At 62.4% G+C, this 22,643-nt stretch carries 24 protein-coding genes; 9 read left to right on the top strand and 15 right to left on the bottom strand.

All coding sequences use genetic code 11. The features are described from left to right. Positions 1-683: RNA polymerase sigma factor (locus tag VE009_RS12760; protein WP_325008140.1), on the bottom strand; the 683-nt coding region annotated here is incomplete at its 3' end. An 83-nt stretch (positions 684-766) separates the two neighbouring features. After that, positions 767-1,195 carry a hypothetical protein gene (locus tag VE009_RS12755; RefSeq protein ID WP_325008138.1) on the bottom strand — a complete coding sequence of 143 codons (429 nt, stop codon included), beginning with the start codon at positions 1,193-1,195 and terminating at the stop codon, positions 767-769. Between the two features lie 61 nt (positions 1,196-1,256). Here VE009_RS12755 and VE009_RS12750 point away from each other — a divergent pair, with 61 nt between their 5' ends. Beyond that, on the top strand, positions 1,257-1,922 hold the full coding sequence (locus tag VE009_RS12750; RefSeq protein ID WP_325008137.1) for a LysE family transporter: 666 nt from the start codon (positions 1,257-1,259) through the stop codon (positions 1,920-1,922). On the opposite strand, the gene VE009_RS12745 is transcribed toward VE009_RS12750, so the two are convergent. Genes VE009_RS12745 through VE009_RS12735 form a run of 3 tightly spaced genes read right to left on the bottom strand, consistent with a single transcriptional unit; the run spans position 1,895 to position 4,476 of the window. After that, positions 1,895-2,887, bottom strand: a complete 993-nt coding sequence (locus VE009_RS12745; protein WP_325008135.1) for an ABC transporter ATP-binding protein — start codon at positions 2,885-2,887, stop codon at positions 1,895-1,897. The two genes, VE009_RS12750 and VE009_RS12745, sit on opposite strands and share 28 nt — an antisense overlap. Positions 2,888-2,902: 15 nt before the next feature. After that, positions 2,903-3,697: an ABC transporter permease gene (locus tag VE009_RS12740; RefSeq protein WP_325008133.1), complete on the bottom strand. Its 795-nt coding sequence runs from the start codon at positions 3,695-3,697 to the stop codon at positions 2,903-2,905. Next, on the bottom strand, positions 3,694-4,476 hold the full coding sequence (locus tag VE009_RS12735) for an ABC transporter permease (protein WP_325008130.1): 783 nt from the start codon (positions 4,474-4,476) through the stop codon (positions 3,694-3,696). The genes VE009_RS12740 and VE009_RS12735 overlap by 4 nt, the downstream gene beginning before the upstream one ends. Before the next feature lie 182 nt (positions 4,477-4,658). On the opposite strand from VE009_RS12735, the gene VE009_RS12730 reads away from it, so the two are divergent. Further along, positions 4,659-5,027, top strand: coding sequence for a hypothetical protein (locus tag VE009_RS12730; protein WP_325008128.1), 369 nt, complete (start codon positions 4,659-4,661; stop codon positions 5,025-5,027). Between the two features lie 52 nt (positions 5,028-5,079). Here VE009_RS12730 and VE009_RS12725 read toward each other — a convergent pair whose 3' ends face one another. Both VE009_RS12725 and VE009_RS12720 read right to left on the bottom strand, forming a co-directional pair. Beyond that, on the bottom strand, positions 5,080-5,562 hold the full coding sequence (locus tag VE009_RS12725) for a DinB family protein (RefSeq protein WP_325008126.1): 483 nt from the start codon (positions 5,560-5,562) through the stop codon (positions 5,080-5,082). Positions 5,563-5,582: 20 nt separating this feature from the next. After that, on the bottom strand, positions 5,583-6,221 hold the full coding sequence (locus tag VE009_RS12720) for a bifunctional 4-hydroxy-2-oxoglutarate aldolase/2-dehydro-3-deoxy-phosphogluconate aldolase (protein WP_325008124.1): 639 nt from the start codon (positions 6,219-6,221) through the stop codon (positions 5,583-5,585). A gap of 175 nt (positions 6,222-6,396) precedes the next feature. On the opposite strand from VE009_RS12720, the gene VE009_RS12715 reads away from it, so the two are divergent. The 3 genes from VE009_RS12715 to VE009_RS12705 all read left to right on the top strand — a co-directional run bounded on the left by VE009_RS12715 (position 6,397) and on the right by VE009_RS12705 (position 9,205). Next, on the top strand, positions 6,397-8,154 hold the full coding sequence (locus tag VE009_RS12715) for an alpha-glycosidase (RefSeq protein ID WP_325008122.1): 1,758 nt from the start codon (positions 6,397-6,399) through the stop codon (positions 8,152-8,154). Between the two features lie 99 nt (positions 8,155-8,253). Next, positions 8,254-9,033, top strand: coding sequence for a 3'-5' exonuclease (locus tag VE009_RS12710; RefSeq protein WP_325008121.1), 780 nt, complete (start codon positions 8,254-8,256; stop codon positions 9,031-9,033). A 10-nt stretch (positions 9,034-9,043) separates the two neighbouring features. Further along, on the top strand, positions 9,044-9,205 hold the full coding sequence (locus VE009_RS12705) for a hypothetical protein (RefSeq protein WP_325008119.1): 162 nt from the start codon (positions 9,044-9,046) through the stop codon (positions 9,203-9,205). A gap of 50 nt (positions 9,206-9,255) precedes the next feature. Here the strand turns inward: VE009_RS12705 and VE009_RS12700 are convergent, their stop codons facing one another. The 7 genes from VE009_RS12700 to VE009_RS12670 all read right to left on the bottom strand — a co-directional run bounded on the left by VE009_RS12700 (position 9,256) and on the right by VE009_RS12670 (position 18,164). Then, entirely contained in the window at positions 9,256-9,918 is a 663-nt protein-coding gene (locus VE009_RS12700; protein WP_325008117.1) for a SanA/YdcF family protein, read from the bottom strand. 763 nt (positions 9,919-10,681) lie between these two features. Continuing rightward, on the bottom strand, positions 10,682-11,431 hold the full coding sequence (locus tag VE009_RS12695; RefSeq protein ID WP_325008115.1) for a MerR family transcriptional regulator: 750 nt from the start codon (positions 11,429-11,431) through the stop codon (positions 10,682-10,684). 164 nt (positions 11,432-11,595) lie between these two features. After that, positions 11,596-11,904, bottom strand: a complete 309-nt coding sequence (locus VE009_RS12690) for a hypothetical protein (protein WP_325008113.1) — start codon at positions 11,902-11,904, stop codon at positions 11,596-11,598. Next, positions 11,901-14,012, bottom strand: coding sequence for a molybdopterin oxidoreductase family protein (locus VE009_RS12685; protein ID WP_325008110.1), 2,112 nt, complete (start codon positions 14,010-14,012; stop codon positions 11,901-11,903). Before VE009_RS12685 ends, VE009_RS12690 begins: the two co-directional genes overlap by 4 nt. Beyond that, on the bottom strand, positions 14,009-14,347 hold the full coding sequence (nirD, locus tag VE009_RS12680; protein WP_325008108.1) for a nitrite reductase small subunit NirD: 339 nt from the start codon (positions 14,345-14,347) through the stop codon (positions 14,009-14,011). The genes VE009_RS12685 and nirD overlap by 4 nt, the downstream gene beginning before the upstream one ends. A 75-nt stretch (positions 14,348-14,422) precedes the next feature. Beyond that, positions 14,423-16,864: a nitrite reductase large subunit NirB gene (nirB, locus tag VE009_RS12675; protein ID WP_325008106.1), complete on the bottom strand. Its 2,442-nt coding sequence runs from the start codon at positions 16,862-16,864 to the stop codon at positions 14,423-14,425. Positions 16,865-16,946: 82 nt separating this feature from the next. After that, the gene (locus tag VE009_RS12670; RefSeq protein ID WP_325008104.1) at positions 16,947-18,164 is read right to left on the bottom strand and encodes a nitrate/nitrite transporter; all 1,218 of its coding nucleotides are present in this window, start codon (positions 18,162-18,164) and stop codon (positions 16,947-16,949) included. Positions 18,165-18,513: 349 nt separating this feature from the next. Here VE009_RS12670 and VE009_RS12665 point away from each other — a divergent pair, with 349 nt between their 5' ends. Together VE009_RS12665 and VE009_RS12660 are read left to right on the top strand one after the other, a co-directional pair. After that, positions 18,514-19,185 carry an ANTAR domain-containing protein gene (locus VE009_RS12665; RefSeq protein ID WP_325008102.1) on the top strand — a complete coding sequence of 224 codons (672 nt, stop codon included), beginning with the start codon at positions 18,514-18,516 and terminating at the stop codon, positions 19,183-19,185. After that, positions 19,182-20,207, top strand: coding sequence for an anthranilate phosphoribosyltransferase (locus VE009_RS12660; RefSeq protein WP_325008100.1), 1,026 nt, complete (start codon positions 19,182-19,184; stop codon positions 20,205-20,207). The genes VE009_RS12665 and VE009_RS12660 overlap by 4 nt, the downstream gene beginning before the upstream one ends. Before the next feature lie 47 nt (positions 20,208-20,254). Here VE009_RS12660 and VE009_RS12655 read toward each other — a convergent pair whose 3' ends face one another. Beyond that, positions 20,255-20,569: a pyrimidine/purine nucleoside phosphorylase gene (locus VE009_RS12655; RefSeq protein WP_325008098.1), complete on the bottom strand. Its 315-nt coding sequence runs from the start codon at positions 20,567-20,569 to the stop codon at positions 20,255-20,257. A gap of 203 nt (positions 20,570-20,772) precedes the next feature. On the opposite strand from VE009_RS12655, the gene VE009_RS12650 reads away from it, so the two are divergent. Both VE009_RS12650 and VE009_RS12645 read left to right on the top strand, forming a co-directional pair. Further along, entirely contained in the window at positions 20,773-21,540 is a 768-nt protein-coding gene (locus tag VE009_RS12650; RefSeq protein ID WP_325008096.1) for a class I SAM-dependent methyltransferase, read from the top strand. Positions 21,541-21,644: 104 nt separating this feature from the next. Beyond that, the gene (locus VE009_RS12645; RefSeq protein ID WP_325008094.1) at positions 21,645-22,568 is read left to right on the top strand and encodes an AEC family transporter; all 924 of its coding nucleotides are present in this window, start codon (positions 21,645-21,647) and stop codon (positions 22,566-22,568) included. Positions 22,569-22,643 lie beyond the last annotated feature (75 nt).

Below are 22,643 nucleotides of genomic sequence, written 5' to 3'. Positions count from 1 at the left end.
CAGACGCCCCGAACGCCCTTCGCGGCGAGACGCGCCTCCGCACTGGAGCCGCCGACGCCGACGCGCCCGAGCGCGACGACGCGCTCGATGCTGCCGGAGCGCAGCGCCAGCGCGTACGCGTCGACGAGCGCCGCGTCCGCCGAATCGCCGGCCTCCTCCCCGCCGACGCCGCCTTCCCGCCGCGCGTTCGCCCGCGCCCGGTGCAGCAGCGACTTGACCGAGCCGACGGTCATGCCGAGCCGGTCCGCCGCTTCCTGCAGCGAGCACGCCAAGGCGTCGCACAGCAGCAGCGCCGTTCGCTGCTTCGGCGTCAGCGCGGCGACGACGCGCTCCACCGCCCGCCGCGCCTCTTCCCCGCGGCCGTCCTCCGCGCGGTCCGCACGCTCGAAGCCGGGCCAATCCGCCGGCACGACGGTTTCCCGCGCGCGGCGCACCCGGTCGATCCACGCGTTCGACGCGATGCGGCACACATACGCTTTGTTCATCGGTGCGCCGCCGGTTTGACGAAACCGGACGAACGCTTTCTCCAATGTGTCTTGCAGCAAATCATCCGCTTCCCACCGGTTGCGGGCTACGACGCGACAATATTTCTCAAGCGGCGATAACAGCGGCGACATCTCGCGCTCGAACGCGGCGCGGACGGCACCCGACACATCTCTCTCTTTGGCGCCAAGAGAAAGCATCGAAGGGATCCCTCCTTCAACGAACTTACACCCATAATAACGAAAACGCCGCCCGAAAAGATACGGGCAGCGCTCCTTGCACATCAATCGTTCGTAAATTTTCGGGTCAGCGAAGGAATTTCGGACGCGGGGCGGAAGCGGAGCGCCGACCACGTCTCGTCGACCGCGATCTGCGTCACGCCCTCGTAGCCCGCGTCGCGGATCGTTTTCCACCCGGTATCGCGGTTAATATCCGTTTTGATTTTCGACGTTTTCTTCGGATACGAAAACCAGAGCAGCCCATCGTGCTGAATCGCCGCCAGCGCCTTCGGTCCGTGCTCCTCCAGCTCCGCGACGCTCGCGACGAACAGATGAACGAAATCGTACGTCCCGTTCTCCCCCTGCTGCTCGGCGTCCACCGTCACGCCCTCCGGCACGCCGCCGACGAGCGCCGCGTAATCGCCCCCGGGCACGTTCAGCGCCAGCGCCCGCTTCGCTTTGTGAAGCATTAATTTTTTCCAAACTTCTGCCATCCGCAGGTTGTCCCCTTTCGAGCTCGGTCGTATAATGGTTTCATTCTGCCACGAAGGGCTCGTGAACACAAACGTCATGATGATTTCGTTATTTTTATCCGGCTTCGCTTTATCTTTGTCCTTGTGCCTCGACCTCGGCACCGTGAACGTCGCCATCGTGCGCGAAGGCATCGCCCGCGGCTTCTGGCCGTCGTTCCTCGTCGGCGTCGGCTCGACGTTCGGCGACCTGACGTACGCCGTGCTCGCGACGACCGGAGTCTCGCTGCTGCTCGGCATTACCGCCGTGCGCTGGGCGCTCTGGATCGGCGGCACGATCGTGCTGCTGTACTTTACGGTATCGATGATCCGCGCCGCCTTGAAGCCCAAGTCGCTCGACACGGCAGAGGGCGAGGCGGGCTCCGGCCGCTCGCTCCCGCGCTCCTTCTTCTGGGGCTGGGGCCTCGCCATCGCGTCGCCGACGGCGATCCTGTGGTTCGCGACGGTCGGCGGCAGCGTCATCGCCAAATCGCCGACGCAGGGCGCGGAAGCGCTGACCGCGTTCCTGGCGGGCTTCTTCTCCGCCGGCATCGTCTGGTCGTGCGCCATGGCGCTGCTGTCGGCCGCAAGCGGCCGCCGGCTCGGCCCCGCATTCGTGCGGACGATCTCGTTCCTGTCCGCGGCGCTGTTCTTGTATTTCGCGGTCGAGGTGTTCCTGGACGGTTATCGCTCTTTCGTCGCGCCGCTGTAAATGCGCCGAATGACGTCCTCGAGCTCCGGCTCCTCCATGTGAATATCGACGATGTCCCCCCAAGCCGATGCCGCGTCCAACACGCGCATCGGCTTGATGCGTTCCCGGCGGAACGACAACGTCGCGCGCCGGCCCTCGATTCCCTCGATCGCGATTTCGCCGTCCCCCGCCCCCTCGGGCACGACCGGTTCCGCGGCGAACGTCAGCTCCATCCGGCTCGGCAGGCCGATCCGCCCGCGCAGCTCGGCGAGCGCGCCGTCGAAGGCGAGCGAGCCGCCGCTGACGACCATCACGCGGCTGCACAGCGCCTCGACGTCGTCCATATCGTGCGTCGTCAGCAGGATCGTCGTGCCGCGCTCCCGGTTCAGCGTCTTCAAGAACTCGCGAATGCGCTGCTTCGCGAAGGCGTCGAGCCCGATCGTCGGCTCGTCGAGGAACAGCACGTCCGGGTCGTGCAGCAGCGCCGCGGCCAAATCGGCGCGCATCCGCTGCCCGAGGGAACATTTGCGCACCGGCTGATCCATGATTTCCGCAAGCTGCAGCAGCTCGGCCAGCTCGGCCAAGCGGCGGCGGTACGCGGACAGCTCCACCTTGTACATCGCCGCCAGCACCTCGTACGAATCGCGCACGGGCAAATCCCACCACAGCTGGCTGCGCTGCCCGAACACGACGCCGATCCGTTCGGCGACGCGCCGGCGCTCCCGCTGCGGAGACCGGCCGCCGATCCGCACTTCCCCGGAGGTCGGGTGCAGAATGCCGGCGAGCATCTTGATCGTCGTCGATTTCCCCGCTCCGTTCGGGCCGATGCAGCCGACGAATTCGCCCCGCCCGATGGCGAACGTCAGCCCCGCCACCGCCGTCGTCTCCCTGTAATCGCGGGCGAACAGCGCGCGCAGCCCGGCGAAGGCGCCCTCCTTCACGACGGGATGACGGAACGTTTTGACCACTTGCGTCGCTTCGATCATGCGGATCCCCTCCCTTTAATGCCCCGTGCTTTGGTACCGGCGAATGCCGCTGCGCCAAAACCGGAGTGCGGCGAACAGGGCCACGGCCGCGACCGCCGCCGCAGCAGCGAACGTCCAAAGTCCGAGCTGCCCTTTGAGCAAATACAAAGCAGGCACGTAACTCACGAAGCCGACGGGAAGCACCGTCAACAGGACGCCCTTCAGCCAATCCGGATACACCGCCAGCGGATATTGGCCGGCCGCTTTCGACGCGTCCTCGGTGAACGACTGCAGATCGTCGACCTTCGTCGTCCAGAAGCCGACCGTCGCCGTCGCGAGCCCGATTGCGAACAGAATCGCCGTTCCGGTCGCCGCGCTGAGCAGCGTCAGCGGAATCGCCCAACCGTCGAGTCGGCCCTCGGCCATCATCGCCCCCATCGACAGCGACAGCACCGCCGTCGACTGCACGAGCTCGCCGGGCATGAGCCGCACGTTCGCCGTCATCAGCGCGAACAGCACCGGCACCGGCCGCACCATCAAAGCGTCGAGTTCGCCGGTCACCAAATAGCGCTCGATGTAATGCAGGTCGGCGCTGATCGTGCGGTAGCATGTTTTCGCCAGCGTCACGACGGCGTACAAATACCCGACTTCGTAAATATCCCAGCCTCTTACATGATCGAACCGCAGCAGCACGACGGCGATCATGAGGAAGTCCGCGGCCGCGATGAGCGCCGCCGCGAGCGACGTCATCGCGAAATTGAACCGGTACTGCATGCGGCTGCGCAGCCCGGCCCCCAGCAATTTGACGTACAGCGAAACCCAACCGCTCATCCGCCCTGCACCTCCAGCTTCCGCCTGACGACGGCCGTAACCGCGTAGCACAGCGCCGTCAGCGCCGCGCACCAAGCCAAGGCGCCGAGCAGCGCCGCTAGCGGCCGCTCGTTCGTGCCCAAAAACAGCGTCACCGGCGCGTACTGGATGTACGGATACGGGGTCCAAACGGCCGCCGCTCGAAGCGGCGCCGGCAGCCATTCGATCGGCAGGAAAAAGCCCGATATAACCATCGCGACCGCATAATGCAGCCAGTACAAAAACCGGGCTTCCCCCGACCAAAGCGAAGCGGCGCCGATCATGTAATTGATACAGATGTTGATGTAGCTGGCCATGACCAAGGAACAAGCGGCGGCCGCCCAAGCCTCGGGACGGGAGGGCAGCGGGATGGAAAACACGAGAGCGAAGAAGGCGTAGATCGGAATCGCGCGGTACATGAAGCTGTAGACGATCTTCCCCGCTTCTTTCCAGGCGAGATGCGGGAACAAATGGACCGGACGCAGCAGGTCGACCGCGATGTTGCCGCTGCGCACGAGCGTTTCGATGCCTAGACCGTAGGTGATGAACAAGGTGGTGACGAGGATCGCTTGGTTCGCGGCGATGTAGGCGATCATGCCTTCCGTGCCGTACTTCCCGAGCGAGTGGTCGGCGCCGAGGCCGATCCAGATGGAGATGTAGATGTAGCCGAAAATGACGCTGGTGACCGAACGGATCGCGTGCGCCCCGCGATACTGCAGTTGGACGAGGTACGCTTTGCGAAACAGCGTGGCGAAGAGCATGCAACACCCCCATAGCCGAGAAGGTTTGGTACCGTTTTCCATCCAACCGGAAAAACATCATACCAAACCGGCGCGAACCGCCGCAAGAGGAAATTAGTCAAATACCGCAAGCAATTCGTCCATGACCGCTCCGCGCTCCACGCATACACTGCACTATCTCTTCCAGAAAGGGGGATTGCGCAATGGCAAACAGAGATGTACGCCTTTCGTTGTTCGAGCATAACGATTTCCAAGGCCGCCGCATCCAGATTCGTCGGGGCGGCATCGCGATCCGCGACGCCCGCGCGCTCCGTTTCAACGACATGTTGTCCAGCTTCCGCCTTCGCAACGTCGAGGATGACGACGAGGTTACGTTGATTTTGTTCGAGCACGTGGACTACCGCGGCGAAACTCGCGTCTACCGCGGCAACACGAACGTTCGCGCCTTGAACGGCTTCAACGACCGCATGTCCTCGCTCATCGTCGTCGGCCGCGAGCTGTCGGATCGCGAGGTCAACCGCATCCGCAACAACCGCAGACCGCCGAGAGACGTCGTCGAGCTTCGCCAGTAAGCGCCCCTTAGCGTGCGCGAAAAGCGCCCGTCCGTTGCGGACGGGCGCTTTCTTATTGAAGCTGCTGCGGCATGAACGATTTCTTCAACTGTTTGATGGCGGCCATGTGCAGCCCTTCGTGATACAGCGAATAGCCGACGATCGCGCCGATCGTATCCAGCTTGCCGTTGAACCGTTGGAACGGGATGGCCGGCGGCTCGAGCAGCTTCTCGCCGAGCAGCGTCCGGATGCGGCCGGGCTGCTCCTGCAGCCGGACGCCAAGCTCCGCCAGCGAGGGCGGTTCGACCGTCCAATCGCTCGGCTTCGTGCCGTTGCCGAACAAATCGATGTACGAGGGCGGCACGTCCACCGGGAACCCGGCGTAATGGAACGCGAGCCTCTCCTGCACTAGGTAAATATGGCCGAGATGCCATCGGATCGTATTGTTGAATCCTTCCGGCTGAACGTCCGCTTCCTCTTCCCGCATCGACTCTACCGCCTGCAGCGTGATGGCCCGTACGACCTCCGCCTGACTCAGCAGCGCGCTAGCTTTCATCCCGTTTCCTCCTTCCCGGTTTAGCGGGAGGCCGCGGCGACCGCCTCCACGTATTTCCGCGCATTCGCCTCGATTTCGTCGAATTTGCCTTCGGCGATTAGCTTCTTATCCACGAGATTGCTGCCGAGGCCGACGCCCGCGACGCCCGCCTTGATGAAGTCGGCGATGTTGTTCAAATTGACCCCGCCCGTCACGATCATCGGAATGCGGTCGAGCGGCGCGCGCACGTCCTTCAAGTACTGCAGGCCGAGCGAGCCCATCGGGAACAGCTTCACCGCCCGGGCGCCCGCCTTCCACGCGCGGACGATTTCCGTCGGCGTCATGACGCCCGGGAACACGTCGATCCCCTGCTCGAGACCGTAGCGCACGACTTCTTCGTCGAGGTTCGGCGAGATGAGGAATTGCGCGCCGGCCGCGACCGCTTCCTTCGCCATTTCGAGATCGAGCACCGTGCCCGCGCCGAGGTATGCTTTGCCTTCGTACGTTTCTCTCCATTTGGACAAAGACGCCAGTGCGCCCTCGGTGTTCATCGTCACTTCCAATACTTGAATCCCTGCCCGAATGAGCGCTTCCGCGCCCCGGTCCGCGCCTTCCCCCGACACGCCTCGGAAAATGGCGACGATTTTCTGACTCTCGATCACTTTCAATAAGTCCATCATGTACGCCTCCTTATTTGTACTATATCTTACCATGCGATTGTGCTATGATGAAAGCAATTAGAAGGCAATGCTACCTTTTCGAACCGAAAGGTACAACCTCGTCGAAATCGGACCGGGTTGTGCCTTTTTTGCGTTGTAGGTCGATTCGAACCTTAACCTAGCGGGAGGGATTCGCATGTTGAAAGAAGCGGTGTATCATCGGCCGAAGTTGAATTGGGCGTTCGCTTACGACGAGCGTACCGTCGTGCTGCGGCTCCGGGCGAAGCGCGGGGATTTGACTGCGGCGGAGGTGTTGTACGGGGACAAATTCCAGCCGTTCGCCGCGATGCGCACGGCCTCGATGCGCAAGACGTACGAGGACGAGCTGTTCGACTATTGGGAGGCGGACGTGCAGCCCGAATTCCGGCGGCTCGCGTACGCGTTCGCGTTGAAGTCCCGTGACGCGGACGGCGGAATGACGCTGTGGTATACGGAGAAAGGATTTTCCGCGGAGGCGCCCGAGGAGCATTTCGGTCTGTTCGAATTCCCGTTCCTTCACGCCTCGGAGCTGTTCCGGCCGCCGGCCTGGGTGAAGGACGCGGTGTTCTATCAAATCTTCCCCGAGCGGTTCTCGAACGGCGACCCGTCGAACGATCCCGAAGGCGCGCTGCCGTGGGGCGGCAAGCCGGAGTGGCACAACTATTTCGGCGGCGACCTGCAGGGAGTGCTGGAGCGGCTCGACCATTTGACGGAGCTCGGCGTGAACGCGATTTACTTCACGCCGCTTTTCCAGGCGCGCACGAACCATAAATACGACACGGAAGATTATTTGCGCGTCGATCGGCATTTCGGCGACAACGCGCTGCTCAAGACGCTCGTCGCCGCCTGCCATGCGCGAGGCATCCGCGTCATGCTCGACGCGGTGTTCAACCACGCGGGCGGAACGTTCGCGCCGTTCCTCGACGTGAAAGCGAAAGGCGCCGCGTCGAAATACGCGGACTGGTTCCACGTCCGTTCGTTCCCGCTCCGCAAGGAGGACGGCGTCCCCTCGTACGACGCTTTCGCCTTCGAGGAGCACATGCCGAAGCTGAACACGTCGCATCCGGACGTGCAGGACTATTTGCTCGGCGTCGCCCGGTATTGGATCGAAGAGGTCGGCATCGACGGCTGGCGGCTCGACGTCGCGAACGAGGTCGATCACCGGTTTTGGCGGAAGTTCCGCGACGTCGTGAAGGCGGCGAAGCCGGACTGCTATATCCTGGGGGAAATGTTCCACGACGCCGTCATGTGGCTGCAGGGCGACCAATTCGACGCCGTCATGAACTACCCGTTCACGGGGGCGGCGCTCGACTTCTTCGCCCGCGACAAGCTCGACGCGCGCGGCTTCGCCGACGCGATGCAGCGGCAGCTCGCCTCGTATCCGCGGCAGGCGTCCGAAGCGATGTTCAATCTGCTTGACTCGCACGATACCCCTCGCCTGCTGACGGTATGCGGCGGAGACCGCCGGCGGATGAAGCTGGCGGCGCTGTTCCAGCTCACCTTCCCCGGAGCGCCTTGCATCTATTACGGCGACGAGGTCGGCATGGCGGGCGAAGGCGACCCCGACTGCCGCCGCTGCATGGTCTGGGATCCTGCGGAGCAGGATCGGGAGCTGCTCGCGTTCTACAAAGACGCGATTCGCCTTCGCCGCGCGCATTCGGCGCTGCGCGCGGGCGCGATCCGGTTCCTGCTCGCGGAACCGGGCGATGCGCGCGTGCTGTACGCGCGCGAAGACGGGAGCGAGCGCCTGCTCGTCGCGCTCAACCGGTCCGAAGCGGAAGCGGCGTTCCCGCTTCCCGCCGGCGAAGGCGGCTGGCGCCTCGCGTTCGGGAGCGTAGGCGCCGCCGCGATCGGCGAACGGCTCAAGCTGCCGCCGTACGGCTTCGCCGTGCTGCGCCGGGCGGCGGCGCCGTAATTTCGGGCGCGGGCACGCTTCCCGCCGCCGATTCCCCGTTATTGGCAAGTTTCTGCTACAATAGGGGAGGATAAAGGCGAGCGACAGGAGGATGCGCGCATGGATTATATAATTTTAGATATCGAATTCAACGGGCGGAAGTTCGCCAGCGACCTGCCGATGGAAGTGATCGAAATCGGCGCGGTCCGGCTGAACGGTTCGCTGAAATATATCGACGAGTTCACGACGCTCGTGAAGCCCGTCTATTTTTCGAAGCTGAACAATTTCATTAAAGAGAAGACCGGCATCCCGCAGGAAGGCATCGACGCCGCGCCGGGCTTCCCGAAGGCGATCGCCGCGTTCCGCGAGTGGCTCGACCGGAGCGAGGAGTTCATGTTCGTCACGTGGGGCGGCGAAGACATGAAGCGCATCGTTCTGGACGTGCGCATGCACAAGCTGGACGACGCTTATTGGCTGGCCATTCCTTACTACGATCTGCTGAAAGGGTACATCCGCTATAAGAACGTGACGAACGACGTCAGCGTCGAAGCGGCGCTGCTCGACCTCGGCATCGCGAACGAAGGGTCCGCGCATCGGGCGCTGGACGACGCGCGCATGACCGGCGACATTTTCCGCGCGGTGTTCGACCATCTCGACTTCGAGCGCGTCCAATATTATAAGGATGTATATTCCAACGCGAAAGAACGAAGAATGGTGAAAAACGCGATCCGCATGATGTCGATCCAGAAGCTGGCGCCCACTTGGGAAACGCTCGTCGAGAAGTTCATCAAGGACAAAATCAAGCTCGAGGATCCGCGGAAGGCCGCGGAGCTGAAGGCGTATTTCGAGGCGGAGGTCGCCGCGAAAGGGCAGAAGCCGTCGGTCGCGACGAAGGGGTAGGAGGCGTGCCGTGAACAAGAAGAGCGATGCCGATTACGAGAAGGAATATGCGCTGCTGAAGGAGCGGCTCGGCCTGTCCGCGGACGTCTCCCCGGATCGGCTCAAGAACGCTTTGAAGGAAATGGCGAACAAGAAAGTGATCGCCGATTTCAAAATCAAACACGAGAAATAACATTCGCGCCCCGGCCGCTGGTTGACAGCAGCCGGGGCGTCGTTCGTTCGTCAATCGTGGGTCGCGCGTCCGTCGCCGGTGATCGGGAACGGTTCGCCGAGATACGTCGGCTTCGGCCGACTCGTGTGCACGAGCACGAAGTCTTTCGCCCGCGCGAGCTTCTCCCTCGCTTCGTACCGCTCCGCCCCGGCGTACGCGCGGGGATCGCTCGCGACGCCGTACGCGTCCACGCCGAGCGCCCGCCCGACGTACACGGCCCGCTTCAGATGGTAGCCCTGCGTCACGACGATCGCCCGGTCGACGCCGAATATCGCCCTCGCCCGGTACAAGCTCTCGTATGTACTGAATCCGGCATGGTCCATGAAAATGTCTTCCGGCGGCACCCCGCGCTCGATGAGGAACGTCTTCATCGCGTTCACTTCGTCGTATTCCTCTTGGCCGTTGTCGCCGCTGACGATGATTTTCGGTGCTTTCCCCGCTTCGTATAAAGCGAGTCCGGCCGTAAGGCGATCGTGCAGCATCGGCGACACCCGCGTCTCCGAATATACCCGGGCGCCGAGGATCAGCACCGCGTCCGCTTCCGGCGCATACGCCGGGGCTACGATGTAAGGGGCGCTCGCCGTCTCCACCCACCGATTGACGCCCCACAGCGCCCCGCAGCCGAGCCCGAACAGAAGCAGCGCCGCCGCCGCCAACCGTCGCATTCGTATCATTTTGCCTATCACCTTGCCGATCTGGATTGTCTCTTTTATCACAGACGCGCCGTCCCACGGAAAAGTTACGCATCTCCCCCTCCCAGCCGCAAAAATTAGGGCCATAGGTTCAGAACCGTAAGCACCTACCCACCTCCGCCAACCGCACAAAATTCGGTCCGTTCCCGCTTAACCGCACAAAATTTACGCTGTCGCCGAGTCGCTGCGTCCCCACTAGCCCCACTCTCGCACCGTTCCCCCGCCCCAGCCTCCGCCAACCGCACAACATTTGATCCGTTCCCGCTTAACCGCACAAAATTTGCGCTGTCGCCGAACCGCCGCATCTCCACTGGCCCCACTCTCGCACCGTTCCCCCGCCCCAGCTTCCGCCAACCGCACAAAATCTGATCCGTTCCCGCTTAACCGCACAAATGTTGCGCTGTCGCCAAGCCGCTGCGTCCCCACTGGCCCCGATCTCGCACCACTCCCCCGCCCCAACCTCCGCCAACCGCACAAAATTCGATCTGTTCCCGCTTAACCGCACTAATTTTGCGCTGTTACCGAGCCGCCTCATCCCCACTAGCCCCACTCTCGCACCGTTCCCCCGCCCCAGCCTCCGCCAACCGCGCAAAAATCGGTCCGTTCCCGCTTAACCGCACTAATTTTGCGCTGTTACCGAGTCGCCGCATCTCCACTGGCCCCACTCTCGAACCGTCCCATACCCCTCGCCCCGCTCCCGAACGCAAGAAAGCCGCCCATCGGCGGCTTCCCTCCCTAGCATGCCTCACGCCTGCTGCGCGCGATCCGCGAAGACGGCCATCGCGTCCCGCAAGAACGCGGCGAGCCCTTCCCCGAACTTGTCGATGTTGCGCGTAAAGCGCTCGTCGTCGACGTACATTTGCCCAAGCCCCTTGAACACCTCAAGCGAGTACGTCTGGATGTTGTCGTTCAGGAAATCGTACCACTCCTTGACGGCCGCCTGCGCTTCGTCGGAATCGGGCGCCAGCGTTCGAACCGCGGCGAGCTTCGCGAACAGCGCGTTCATCCGCTCGCCCATCGCCTGCTGCTCCTCCGGCGTTTTGCTTTGGATGCGCCGGTTCGCCTCGTCGACCGCTTGGTCGCCCCAGCGCTCGCGCGCCTCTTGCTCATACGGGTTTTTGCTGAAATCGAACCCTTCGAACTTTTCCTCGTTGCTCATCGTAATCTCTCCTTTCGCGTGCCGAATCGTCTTATCCAGCGTCGCGATCACTCGATCGAGGCGGTCGCGCTTCTCGTACATCAGCCGCCGATGCGCCTCCAACGCCTCCACGCGGTCGTACGCCGGATCGTCGACGATCGCCTTAATGCGTTGAAGGGGTAGGTCCAGCTCCTTCAAAAACAGAATGTGCTGAAGCCGCTCGAGATCGCGCTCGGAGTACATACGGTAGCCGGCCTCCGTCACATGCTCCGGAACGAGCAGTCCGATCTCGTCGTAATGATGCAGCGTGCGCACGCTGATCCCCGCAAGCTTCGCGACTTCTTTCACTCGCAGCATCGCCGCTAACCTCCCTTCGATTCGAGCATAAGGCCTTACGTTACGTGAGAGTCAATAAGCATTCTGAAAAAATTCGACGTCGCCACCGCCATGACCTGTATACCGACATCGAGCGCAAAAAAAGGAACGCCGCAGCGTTCCCAAACCTCAATACGATATTCGTTTCACCAAGCGTATTCCGCGAAATCGAGTCCGCCCTCGTGCGGGTCGAACGCCCGGATGCAGGCGAGATACTCGACGCACGCTTCGAGGTCGTCGATATGGAACACCGGCCACTCGCCGAACTCCGGATCGGCGTAACCGCGGTCGAACACGATGACGGCGACGTTCCCCTCGAGCCGGTTGAGCAGCGCCCAGTCCGCTTTCGAGCGGGCGAGCGCGATCGTCGCGTTCGCGCAGCCGCAGTCCGCCGTCCTCGCCGCCACTTCGGCTCTCGTTCGCTCGTCTCCTCCGACGATGCGCAGTACGTTCATACGGATTCCCCCTCGCGGCCGACTTGGACCGCGCAAATTTTGAATTCCGGCATCCGGCTGATCGGATGCAGCGCGTCGTTCGTAAGCCGGTTGATCGAATGGTCGCCGCCCCAATGGAACGGCACGAATACGGTCGTCGGGTGAATGTCGTCGCTGACGCGAACCGGGAACACGGCCGTGCCCCGCTTCGACGTCAAGCGAATGCGATCGTTCGGGCGAAGCCCGATGCGCGCGGCGACGGAGGAATGCACCTCCGCGACCGGCACGGGCGATTTCGCGTGCAACTGCTCCGTCCGGCGCGTTTGCACGCCGCTCAGATATTGGCTGCCGACGCGGCCGGTCGTCAGGATGTACGGGAACTCGCGGCTCGTCGTCTCGGCGGGCATCCCCGGCTTGATCGGGTGCAGCTTCGCTTTGCCGTCCGCATGCGCGAACCGCTCGCGGTACAACCGCGGCGTTCCCGGGTGGTCCTCGGCCGGACACGGCCAGAAGACGCCGCCTTCCTTCTTCAGCCGCTCGTACGTAATGCCGCTGTAATCGGCCGGCGCGCCGCGCGTGGCGAGCCGGAGCTCTTGGAATACGTCTTCCGGACCGCGGAACCGGAAGTACTGCCCTGCGCCGAGCCGATCCGCCAGCTCGCACAGGATATGCATGTCGAGCTTCGCGCTGCCCGGCAGGTCGAGCGCCTTCGCGCGGTGGAACACGCGGCCTTCGACGTTGGTCAGCGTCCCTTCCGCCTCGAGGAAGGAAGAACCCGGAAGAATCCAATGCGCGAACTTCGCCGTCTCCGTCTCGAACATATCGATGACGACGAGGAGCTCCAGTTTCTTCAGCGCCTCTTCGACGCGATGCGCGTTCGGACTGGATACGAGCGGGTTGGAGCCGAGCACGATCATCGCCTTGATGTCGCCGTCCATGATCTTATCGAACAGCTCGTAAGCCGAGACGCCTTTCCCCGGCAGCGAATCCGGATCGACGCCCCACACTTCGGCGACGCGGCGGCGCGCGATCGGGTCCTCGATCAGCTGGTAGCCCGGCAGCTGGTCCGCCTTCTGCCCGTGCTCCCGGCCGCCCTGGCCGTTCGCTTGCCCCGTGACGGCGCCGAAGCCGCTGTTCGGACGGCCGACTTTGCCGCACAGCAGCGCGAGGTTGATGTAGTTGAGCGTATGCTCGACGCCGTTCACCTGCTGCTCGAGCCCGCGCGCCGTCAGCACGACGCCGCTCTCCGCCTTCGCGAAGCCGCGCGCGATGGCGCGAATCTTCTCCTCGTAAATGCCGGTCACGCGGGATACGTACTCCGGGTTGAAGGCGCGCACCGCTTCGGCTAGCGCTTCGAGGCCGTTCGTCCGTTCCTCGACGTACGCTTTGTCGTACAGCCCTTCCTCGATGACGACGTGCAGCAAGCCGTTCACGAACACTGAATCGAAGCCCGGCTGCAGCTTGACGTGGATGTCCGCGATCTTGGACGTCATCGTCTGGCGCGGGTCGATCGTGACGATCGTCGCGCCCGCCTTCTTCGCCGCGAGCAAATACGGCATCATCGTCGGCTGGCATTCGGCGACGTTCGTGCCGGCCAGAATAATGTATTTCGATCCGGCGATGTCGTCGAGCGGCAGCGTCAGGCCCCGGTCGAGACCGAACGCCCGAATTTGCGCCGCGGCGGCCGACGACATGCAGTACCGGCCGTTGTAGTCGATATAGCGGGACTTCAGCGCGACGCGGGTAAACTTCCCGAGCAAGTAGCTGACCTCGTTCGTCAGCGACCCGCCGCCGTATACGGATACGGCGTCATTCCCGTGCTTCGCTTGGATGTCCTGGATCCGCTTCGCGATGTCGCCGAGGGCGGCGTCCCACGTTTCCGGCTGCCACGGCGTATCCTCCGGGCGGCGGGCTTCCGCGACGCGGCGCACGAGCGGAACCGTGATGCGGTTTTCATGAACGGCGTGGCGGGGGGAGTGGTACCCTTTCTGGCACAGTCGGCCCGTCGATACAGGGAAGGACCCGCTCGGGCGCACCGCCCAACCGGGTTCCTTCTCCGTTACTTGCAGTTCGATGCCGCACTGCATGCTGCAGAAAGGGCAGTGCGATGTCAGAACGGCTTCGCTCATTCGCAGTCCACCCATACGACGCCGTCTTCGACGTGCGTTCCGAAGGTGCGGACGCAGCCGTCGTCCGGCTTCTGGACGAGCCCGTCGTCGAGGCAAATTTTGCGATCGTGCATCGGACAGAAGACGAAATGTCCGCTGACCATCCCCTCCGCCAGTACGCCGTTCTTGTGCGGGCAGCGGTTTTCCACCGCCCGTACCGTGTCGTCGCCGAGCCGGAATACGGCCAGTTCGAATTCGCCCGCCCGCACCGTTTTCCCCGTGCCTACCGGCAGTTCCGACAAGTTCCCAAGTTTAATGCGTTTCGCCGCAGTCGGCTTCGCGCTCCCCATCGCCATGTCCAGCGCCTCCTTTTGCCACTCCTATATCTGTAAAAGCACTTCCGTCTTCGTTCGGTTTTCCTCTAGCTCGAGTTACACCGTCGTTTCGATAACTTCGTACAAATCCTTCTGAATTTTCGCCGACTCGACCGCTTCTTTCCACGGATCCTTCGTCGCGGCGAGCGCTTCGTCCATCCGCGCGCACAGCTCGCGGCGGCGCTCCGGATTCTCGACGACCGAACGGACGTGCTCGAGGCCGACGCGCTCGATCCACTCCGACGTGCGCTCTCCGTAGTTGCCTGTCTCGCGGTAGTACTGCAGGTAAGCCGCCGTATATTCCAGAACCTCTTCCTCCGTCTTCACCGTCACGAGCAGGTCGCCGCCGCGCAGCTTCACGCCGCCGTTGCCGCCGGCATACAGCTCCCATCCGCCGTCGATCGAGACGACCCCGAGGTCCTTGATGCCGGACTCGGCGCAGTTCCGCGGGCAGCCGGAGACGGCCATTTTCACCTTCGCCGGCGTGTTGAGCCGCTCGAACTTTTTCTCCATCTTGATGCCCATGCCCATCGAATCGGCGGTGCCGAAGCGGCAGAACTCCGCGCCGACGCACGTCTTAACGGTGCGGAGCGCCTTGCCGTAGGCGTACCCGGACGGCATGCCGAGCTCCGCCCACATCGGCACGAGGTCTTCCTTCTTGACGCCGAGCAGGTCGATCCGCTGTCCGCCGGTCAGCTTCACCGTCGGCACGTTGTACTTCTCTGCGACTTCGGCGATTTTCTTCAGATCCGCCGGCGTCGTCACGCCCCCGTACATCCGCGGCACGACCGAATAGGTGCCGTCCTTCTGAATGTTCGCATGCATCCGCTCGTTCACGAAGCGCGACGTGCGGTCATCCTGGTACGCGGACGGATTGACCATCGCCAAGTAGTAGTTGAGCGCCGGACGGCACTTCGAGCAGCCTTCCGGTTGGCTCCATTCGAGCACGTTCATCACTTCGCGAACGTGGGTGAGCCCCTTCTCGCGGATGGCGGTCACGACTTCGTCGCGCGTCAGCGTCGTGCAGCCGCACACCGACTGCTTCGCCGCGGCTGCGCCGTCGTACTCGTCGCCGAGCGTCGTCTTGAGCAGCGCCGACACGAGCGGCTTGCAGCCGCCGCAGGAGCGAGACGCCGTCGTCGCGTCCTTCACGCCGTCGACGGTCGTGAGGCTGCACTCGCGGATCGCGGAGCAGATCGCCCCTTTGCTGACGCCGTTGCAGCCGCAAATGATCGTGTCGTCGGGCATCGCCGCGACCTGCGCTTCCGGTCCGCCGCCGCCGCCCGCAGCCCCGGACTCCTGCAGCAACGCCGTGATTTCCATCTTCGTAATGTCGGCTTGCGATTTGATCATACTCATGAGGCGAGTGCTGTCGGATGTGTCGCCGAACAACACCGCGCCGACGATCTTGCTTCCTTTGACGAGAACCTTCTTATACACGCCCGACCAGTCGTCGTGCACGCGGATCGCTTTCGTTTCCTCGTCTTCGATGAATTGGCCGCCCGAGAAGACGTCCACGCCGGACACCTTCAGCTTCGTGTACACGACGGAGCCTTCGTACGGCGCGCTTTCCACGCCCGCGAGCCGTTTCGCCAGCACCGCGCCTTGCTCGTACAGCGGAGCGACGAGACCGTAGGCGATGCCGCGATGCTGGGCGCACTCGCCGACCGCGTATACGTCCGGCGCGCTCGTTTCCAGCCAATCGTTGACCGTGATGCCCTGCACGACTTCGAGGCCGGCCGCCTTCGCCAGCGCCACGTTCGGCCGGATGCCGACCGCCATGACGATCAGATCCGCTTCGGTCCATGTGCCGTCCGCGAACTTGAGGCCCGTCGCGCGCTCCTTGCCGAGAATTTCGGCGGATGATTTTTCCATCAGGAACTTCATGCCCTGCTTCTCGAGCGATTCCTGCAGCAGCTTCGACGCCGTCCGGTCGAGCTGACGCTCCATCAAGCAATCGCCGAGGTGGACGACTTCGACCTCCATGCCGAGGTTCAGCAGCCCCCGCGCCGCCTCTAAACCGAGCAGTCCGCCGCCGATGACGACGGCTTTCTTGAACTTCTTCGCCGCTTCCCGCATCAATTCCGTGTCGCGGATCGTCCGGTAGGCGATGACGCCCGGGAGGTTCGATCCCGGAATCGGGATGACGAACGGGTTGGAGCCGGTCGCCAGAATGAGCTTATCGTAAGACGTCGTGAGCTCTCCCGCCGCGCCTTCGCTCGTCAGCGTCTTCGCTTTCGTGTCGATGCCCGTGACCTGCTGGCCGGTGTACAGCTTGATGTTGTTTTTCTCGTACCAGTCGTAATCGTTAATGTAAATGTCTTCCTGCTTCGTATCTCCCGCGAGCACGTAGCTGAGCATGATCCGGTTGTAGTTCGGGAACGGCTCCGCGCCGAAAATCGTAATTTCGTATTTATCGGGAGCCAGCTTTAGCAAATGTTCGATCGCATTGACGCCCGCCATGCCGTTGCCGACGAGCACTAATTTTTGTTTCCCCATGATGGCATTCTCCTCTCATGTTCCCTTGCTTCGCGAACCTCGCCGCGTTACTTCTGCTTACACGGAACGACCGATACCTTCGTTACGCCTTGACCGGCGACACGCGGCCGCCTTGACCGACAAATGTTCTTTTCCAACGGCCTTGCGCGACGGCGACGACGATGATGCAGACGACGGCGATGCCGCTGAGCACCAGGAAGCCGTACGTGAACGAGCCCGTCGCCAGCTTCAGGTTGCCGAGAATTTTCGGGAGGAAAAATCCGCCGAGGCCGCCCGCCGCGCCGACGATGCCCGTAATGACGCCGATTTCCTTCGCGAATCGCTGCGGCACGAGCTGGAACACCGACCCGTTGCCCATACCGAGCGCCATCATCGCGATGAACAGCATCGCGGTCGTGAACCCGATCGGCGGCAGCGTCGAGATGCCGAACATCATGACCGCTACGATGCCGTACAGCACGAGCAGCATCCGGATGCCGCCGAGCTTGTCGGACAGCCAGCCGCCCACCGGGCGGAAGAAGCTGCCGGCGATGACGAGCAGCGTCGTGAAATCGGCCGCCCGCACCGGCTCCAAACCGTATTGCGTGTTATAGAAAATCGTCAGGTAACTCGTCATACCGACGAACCCGCCGAACGTGACGCTGTACAAGATGCAGAACAACCAAGTGTCGGATTGCTTGAGCACCGCCGCGTAATCGGCGAGCTTCTTCGGCGCCGGCTGGTTCGGGCTGTCCTTCGCCAGCAGCGAGAAGACGATGAAGGCGATCGTGATCGGGATGAGCGCGAAGCCGAAGACGACGTGCCAGTCGCCGTAATGCTGCGCGATCCGGTTCGCGAACAGCGTCGTGAACACCGTGCCGCTGTTGCCCGCCCCGGCGATGCCCATCGCGAGGCCTTGATATTGCGGCGGGTACCAGCGGCTCGCCAGCGGCAGCGCGGCGGCGAAGCTGGCCCCGGCGACGCCGAGGAGCAGCGCGACGACGTACAATTCGCCGAGTGAAGAGGCGAACAGCCAGCCCCACACGAGCGGGATCATCGTCAGCGCCATGCCGATTTGCGACGTCCGCTTCGGACCGATGTAGTCGGTCATCCAACCGAGAACGAGGCGGAGAATCGAGCCGCCTAAGACGGGAAGCGCGACGAGGTTCGCCCGCTGCGCGGCGTTCATTTCGAAGTCAGAGGCGATGATGACGGCGAGAGGCCCTAAGAGCACCCAGATCATAAAGCTGACATCGAAATATAAGAACGCACTGAATAATGACGGCTTGTGTCCTGCTTTCATAAATCCTTTCGCTTCCATCGTGTTTCCACTCCCTTTTGACTTGTGTCTTTTGTCTTTTTTTGAAATAAAAAAGGCCGCACACCGCACCCGGGGAACTCATCCCGATGCGATCTACGGCCTCATTGCCTAAGACGAACACGACGTTGTGTTGCGCCTTGATATGTGATTGTGGTCGCCACACCCTTGTGACTGGTTTTATTATAGGAGCCGAAACCTTCTGATGTCAATAAGTATCACAAAGAAATTTTTGTAGTTCTAAGATTGGTCGTTTTATGTTATATTTGCGTTACCTAAGTTATCAGTCATGTCAGGTTTGCCCGTTTTCATTCATAAAGAGATGAATTATACGCGGATAGGAAGTGAATTCATGCTGCAATCGTTCCTCATCGTTCGCGCTTCTCCGGCACCCAAGTCGCCGCCGTCGATCGGTCTGGGCAGGTTTCCGTTCGGACCGGACGACGAAGAACCGGATTACGCGGAGGGCGCCCGTTTCGAAACGCCGAACGCCTTGCTCGACGCCGCGGGACTTCGCGCGCAGGAAGCCGTCATCGCCGAGCCGGCAGCCGACCTGAATGTGAACAATGTTGACGCCGTCATTTTTTGCGTTCCTTATAATGGGCTGTTGAAATGGACGAAGGCGCTCGACGCCCGGCCGACGCCGCCGCTGCTGTGGTGGTGCGACAACGAGCCGGTCGTGCACAACTGCGTGCTCGCCGACACGGTCGACGGCATTTTGTACCCCGGCATGACGACGGCGGAGCTGCACTGGTCGCTGCTGCTCTCCTCCAAGCATTACTTGTCGCGCACGCAGTGGAAGCAGGAACGCGAGCAGCTGATGGCGAAGCTGGAGGATCGCAAATGGATCGATCGCGCGAAATCGATCCTTAGCGAGGTGAAGTCGATTTCGGAGGCGGAAGCGTATGAATTCCTGCGAAAGCAAGCGATGAACGAGCGCAGACGGATCGTGGACGTAGCCGTGAACATCGTGAAAGTCTATTCTTTACTTCGAGAGCAAAACCCAAGGGGGCGCACGCGATGATTGAATTATTAAAAGAAGTGGGCCGGGGCAAACGCGGCGCACGCGATTTGACGCTGGACGAAGCGGCCGTCGCCGCTGAACGCATATTGAACGGGCAGGCGACCGACGCGCAAATCGGCGCCTTCCTGGTCGCGGAACGCATTAAAATGGAAAGCACCGACGAAATCGCGGCGTTCGCCGAGGCGCTGCGGCAGGGCAGCCTGAAGCATCCGATGGCCGGCGGCGTCGACTGCGCGGGGCCGTACGACGGCCGGACGAAGTCGTTCTTCGCGACGCTGCCGACCGCGTTCGTACTGGCGGCCTGCGGCGTGCCGGCGACGCTGCACGGCTCGCGCTCGCTGCCGCCGAAGTGGGGCGTCACGCTGCCCGACATTCTGGAGCGCTGGGGCGTCGACGTTGAGACCGAAGCCGGCCTCGAGCGGTTGCTGCGGGCGGCGGACGCGAGCGGGTTCCTGTTCGTGCCGGCCGAGCTCGGCTGTCCGAAGCTGGCGCGCGTCCGCGACATCCGCACGCAGCTCGGGCTGCGCACGGTGTTCAACAGCGCCGAGAAGCTGGTGCGCTATTCGGATGCGCCGTATCTCGCCTTCGGCGTCTTCCACGGCACCGTGTTCGAGAAAATGGCCCAGCTCGTCGCCGGCCTCGGCTATAAGCGCGCGATCATCGTGCAGGGCAGCGAAGGCTCCGAGGACCTGCCGGTGCATAAGCGCTCTCGCCTGTGCGTCGTGCAGGACGGCGTGTCCGAGCTGATGATCATCGATCCCGAGGTGTACCAGCTGCACAGCGAGCTCGAAGAGACGGAATGGACGGCGGAGCGTCAGGCGGAGACGGCGCTGGCCGTGCTGCAGGGCGGCGCGCCGCTCGCGTATACGGACATGACGATACTGAACGGCGGCGTCCGGCTGTGGCTCGCCGGCGCGGCGGGCTCGATCGAGGAAGGGCTCGACCTTGCGCGCATTACGCTGTCGTCGGGGCAGGCGCATAAGAAGTATTTGCAGTGGATCGACGCCGCGGCGGGGAAATAAATAAAGGGCTGCCGATTGGATCAATCCTTCGGCAGCCCTTCTTCGATTTACTCGTTAAAATACGAGCAGCAATAATCCGCTACAGTTTCCACCTTCAGCTGGAAGCTTTCGTTCGCCGGCACGATGAACGCGCCTTCGCCGTCGATCGTCTGCCATTCCCCGCCCTGAAGCTTGTACTGCAGCTTGCCTGCGAGAAACTCCATTTCTTCCTTCTGCGACGTCGAGAATTCGTATTCGCCCGGCATCATGATGCCCAGCGTCTTCTTCGTGCCGTCCGGGAACAGCACCGTTCGGCTCGTCACTTTCCCGTCGAAGTATACGTTCGCCTTTTTCACTACCGTTACGTTCGTAAATTGCGTCATCGTTCCTCGTCCCTTCCCGTTTCGCCGTTGCAGGCGCGTATTCGCTTACTGTACCACAAAACCGGACGGTTTGACGAGAGGGTACGACAGGTTCGTCTTTATTGGTTAAATCTATTATATATATAACAACTATATATTTCACCTATTAAATATCATGCACTATGATGTAAGGAAATACCACCGGCATAAAGGAGCGATTCCCAATGACAGCATCCGATTGGAACGCCTCGCTGTACGACCGCAAACTGAGCTTCGTCTCCGGGTACGGCGCCGGGCTGCTCGAGCTGCTCCGTCCGAGAGCGGGCGAAACGATCCTCGACGTCGGCTGCGGCACCGGCGATTTGGCCGCGCGCATCGTTGAAGCCGGCGCCAAGGTCGTCGGCATCGACGCGTCGCCCGCGATGATCGCGTCGGCGCAAGCGAAATACCCCGGCATCGACTTCCGCGTCGCCCGCGCCGAAGCGTTCGCCTTGGAGCGGTCCGTCGACGCCGTCTTCTCGAACGCTGCGCTTCATTGGGTGCTGGACGCGCGCGGCGCCGCGCGCTGCATGTTCGGCGCGACGAAGCCGGGCGGCCGGCTTGTCGCCGAGTTCGGCGGCAAGGGCAACGTCGCCTCCGTGGCGGAGGCGATCGAGGCGGCGCTCGCCGAGCTTGCGGGCATCGACGGCGCGGCGCGAAGACCGTGGTACTTCCCTTCCGTCGGCGAGTACGCGGCGCTGCTCGAATCGGAGGGCTGGGAAGTGCTCTTCGCCGAACTGTACGACCGGCCGACGCCGATCGACGGCCCGGACGGACTCTCGGCATGGCTCGCCGTATTCGCGGAGCCGTATTTCGCCGGCCTATCCGCGGAGGCTGCCGATCACGTCCGCGCCGCCGTCGTCTCGCGGCTGATGCCGCGCCTGTACGACGCCGCAGCGGTACGCTGGACGGTCGATTACCGCCGCCTGATCGTCGCCGCCCGCAAGCCGTGAAAATGCAAATCTTCGCGTCGCTCCCCCCGCTCCGGTGATATAATGGCAAAATACAATGGCAAAGAACTTCACCTTCAGAAATGAGAGAGTTGGGGAGAGACGCGATGACTATTTTTCTGCACATCCTGCTAAACAACGTCGTGCCGCTGTCGATCATGATCGGTCTCGGATTCGGGCTGCAGCGGGCGTTTCGGCTCGATATCCGCACGCTGTCGAAGCTGAATTTTTACTTTTTTTCGCCTGCGATTCTATTTACGATGCTCTATGAAACTACCTTTACGGCCGAGCTGGCGTTTCAGGTCCTTCTCTTTTTCGTTATTTTCTATGCGCTGTTAGTCGCCGTCGCCGAAGCGTTCATCCGTATCCGCCGGCTCCAAGGCGGAATGACGACCGCGATGCGCAACAGCGTCATTTTTTATAACAGCGCCAATTTCGGCATTCCGCTCAATCAGCTCGTGTTCGCCGGCAACCCGTTCACGCTGTCGATCCAGCTCGTCATCATGGTCATTCAGGCGGTCCTGCCGAATACGCTGGGCATCTATACGATCAACGCGCAGCGGATGACCGTGAAGGAAGCGATGAAGGTCGTGCTCGCCTTCCCCGCCATCTATGTAGTGCCCCTTGCGCTCCTGTTCAACGGGTTCGACGTTCCGATCCCGCAGCCGATCTACGCGCCGCTCAAATACATCGCGCAGGCGTTCATCGCCACCGCGCTGCTGACGCTCGGGGCGCAGCTCGGCAACATGAGATGGAGCCTCTCCCATATAAACCTCGTATTCTCGTCGAACACGCTCCGGCTGCTCGTCTCCCCGGCGATCGGCTTCTTCGTCGTCTGGATGCTTGGATACGACGGCCTGCTCGCGCAAGCGCTCGTCATCTCCTGCGCCGTCCCGACATCGCTCAGCAGCGTGCTGCTCGCCGTCGAGTTCGACAACGAGCCGGACTTCGCGTCGCAGGCGGTCTTCTTGTCGACGGTGTGCAGCATCGTGACGGTCGCGGTCGTCATCGCGCTTGCTCAAGGTCTCTAACTTCTATCGTTGGTTTAAAAGGGGAAACGACGCGGTTCGTTTTTACCCTTTTTGTTTCCGCCCGCGCCGCTATAA

It is taken from the genome of Paenibacillus sp. (assembly GCF_035645195.1).
Lineage (GTDB): Bacteria > Bacillota > Bacilli > Paenibacillales > YIM-B00363 > Paenibacillus_AE.
Note: the sequence above shows the minus strand (reverse complement) of the source record. Positions and strands in the feature narration are given on the sequence as shown.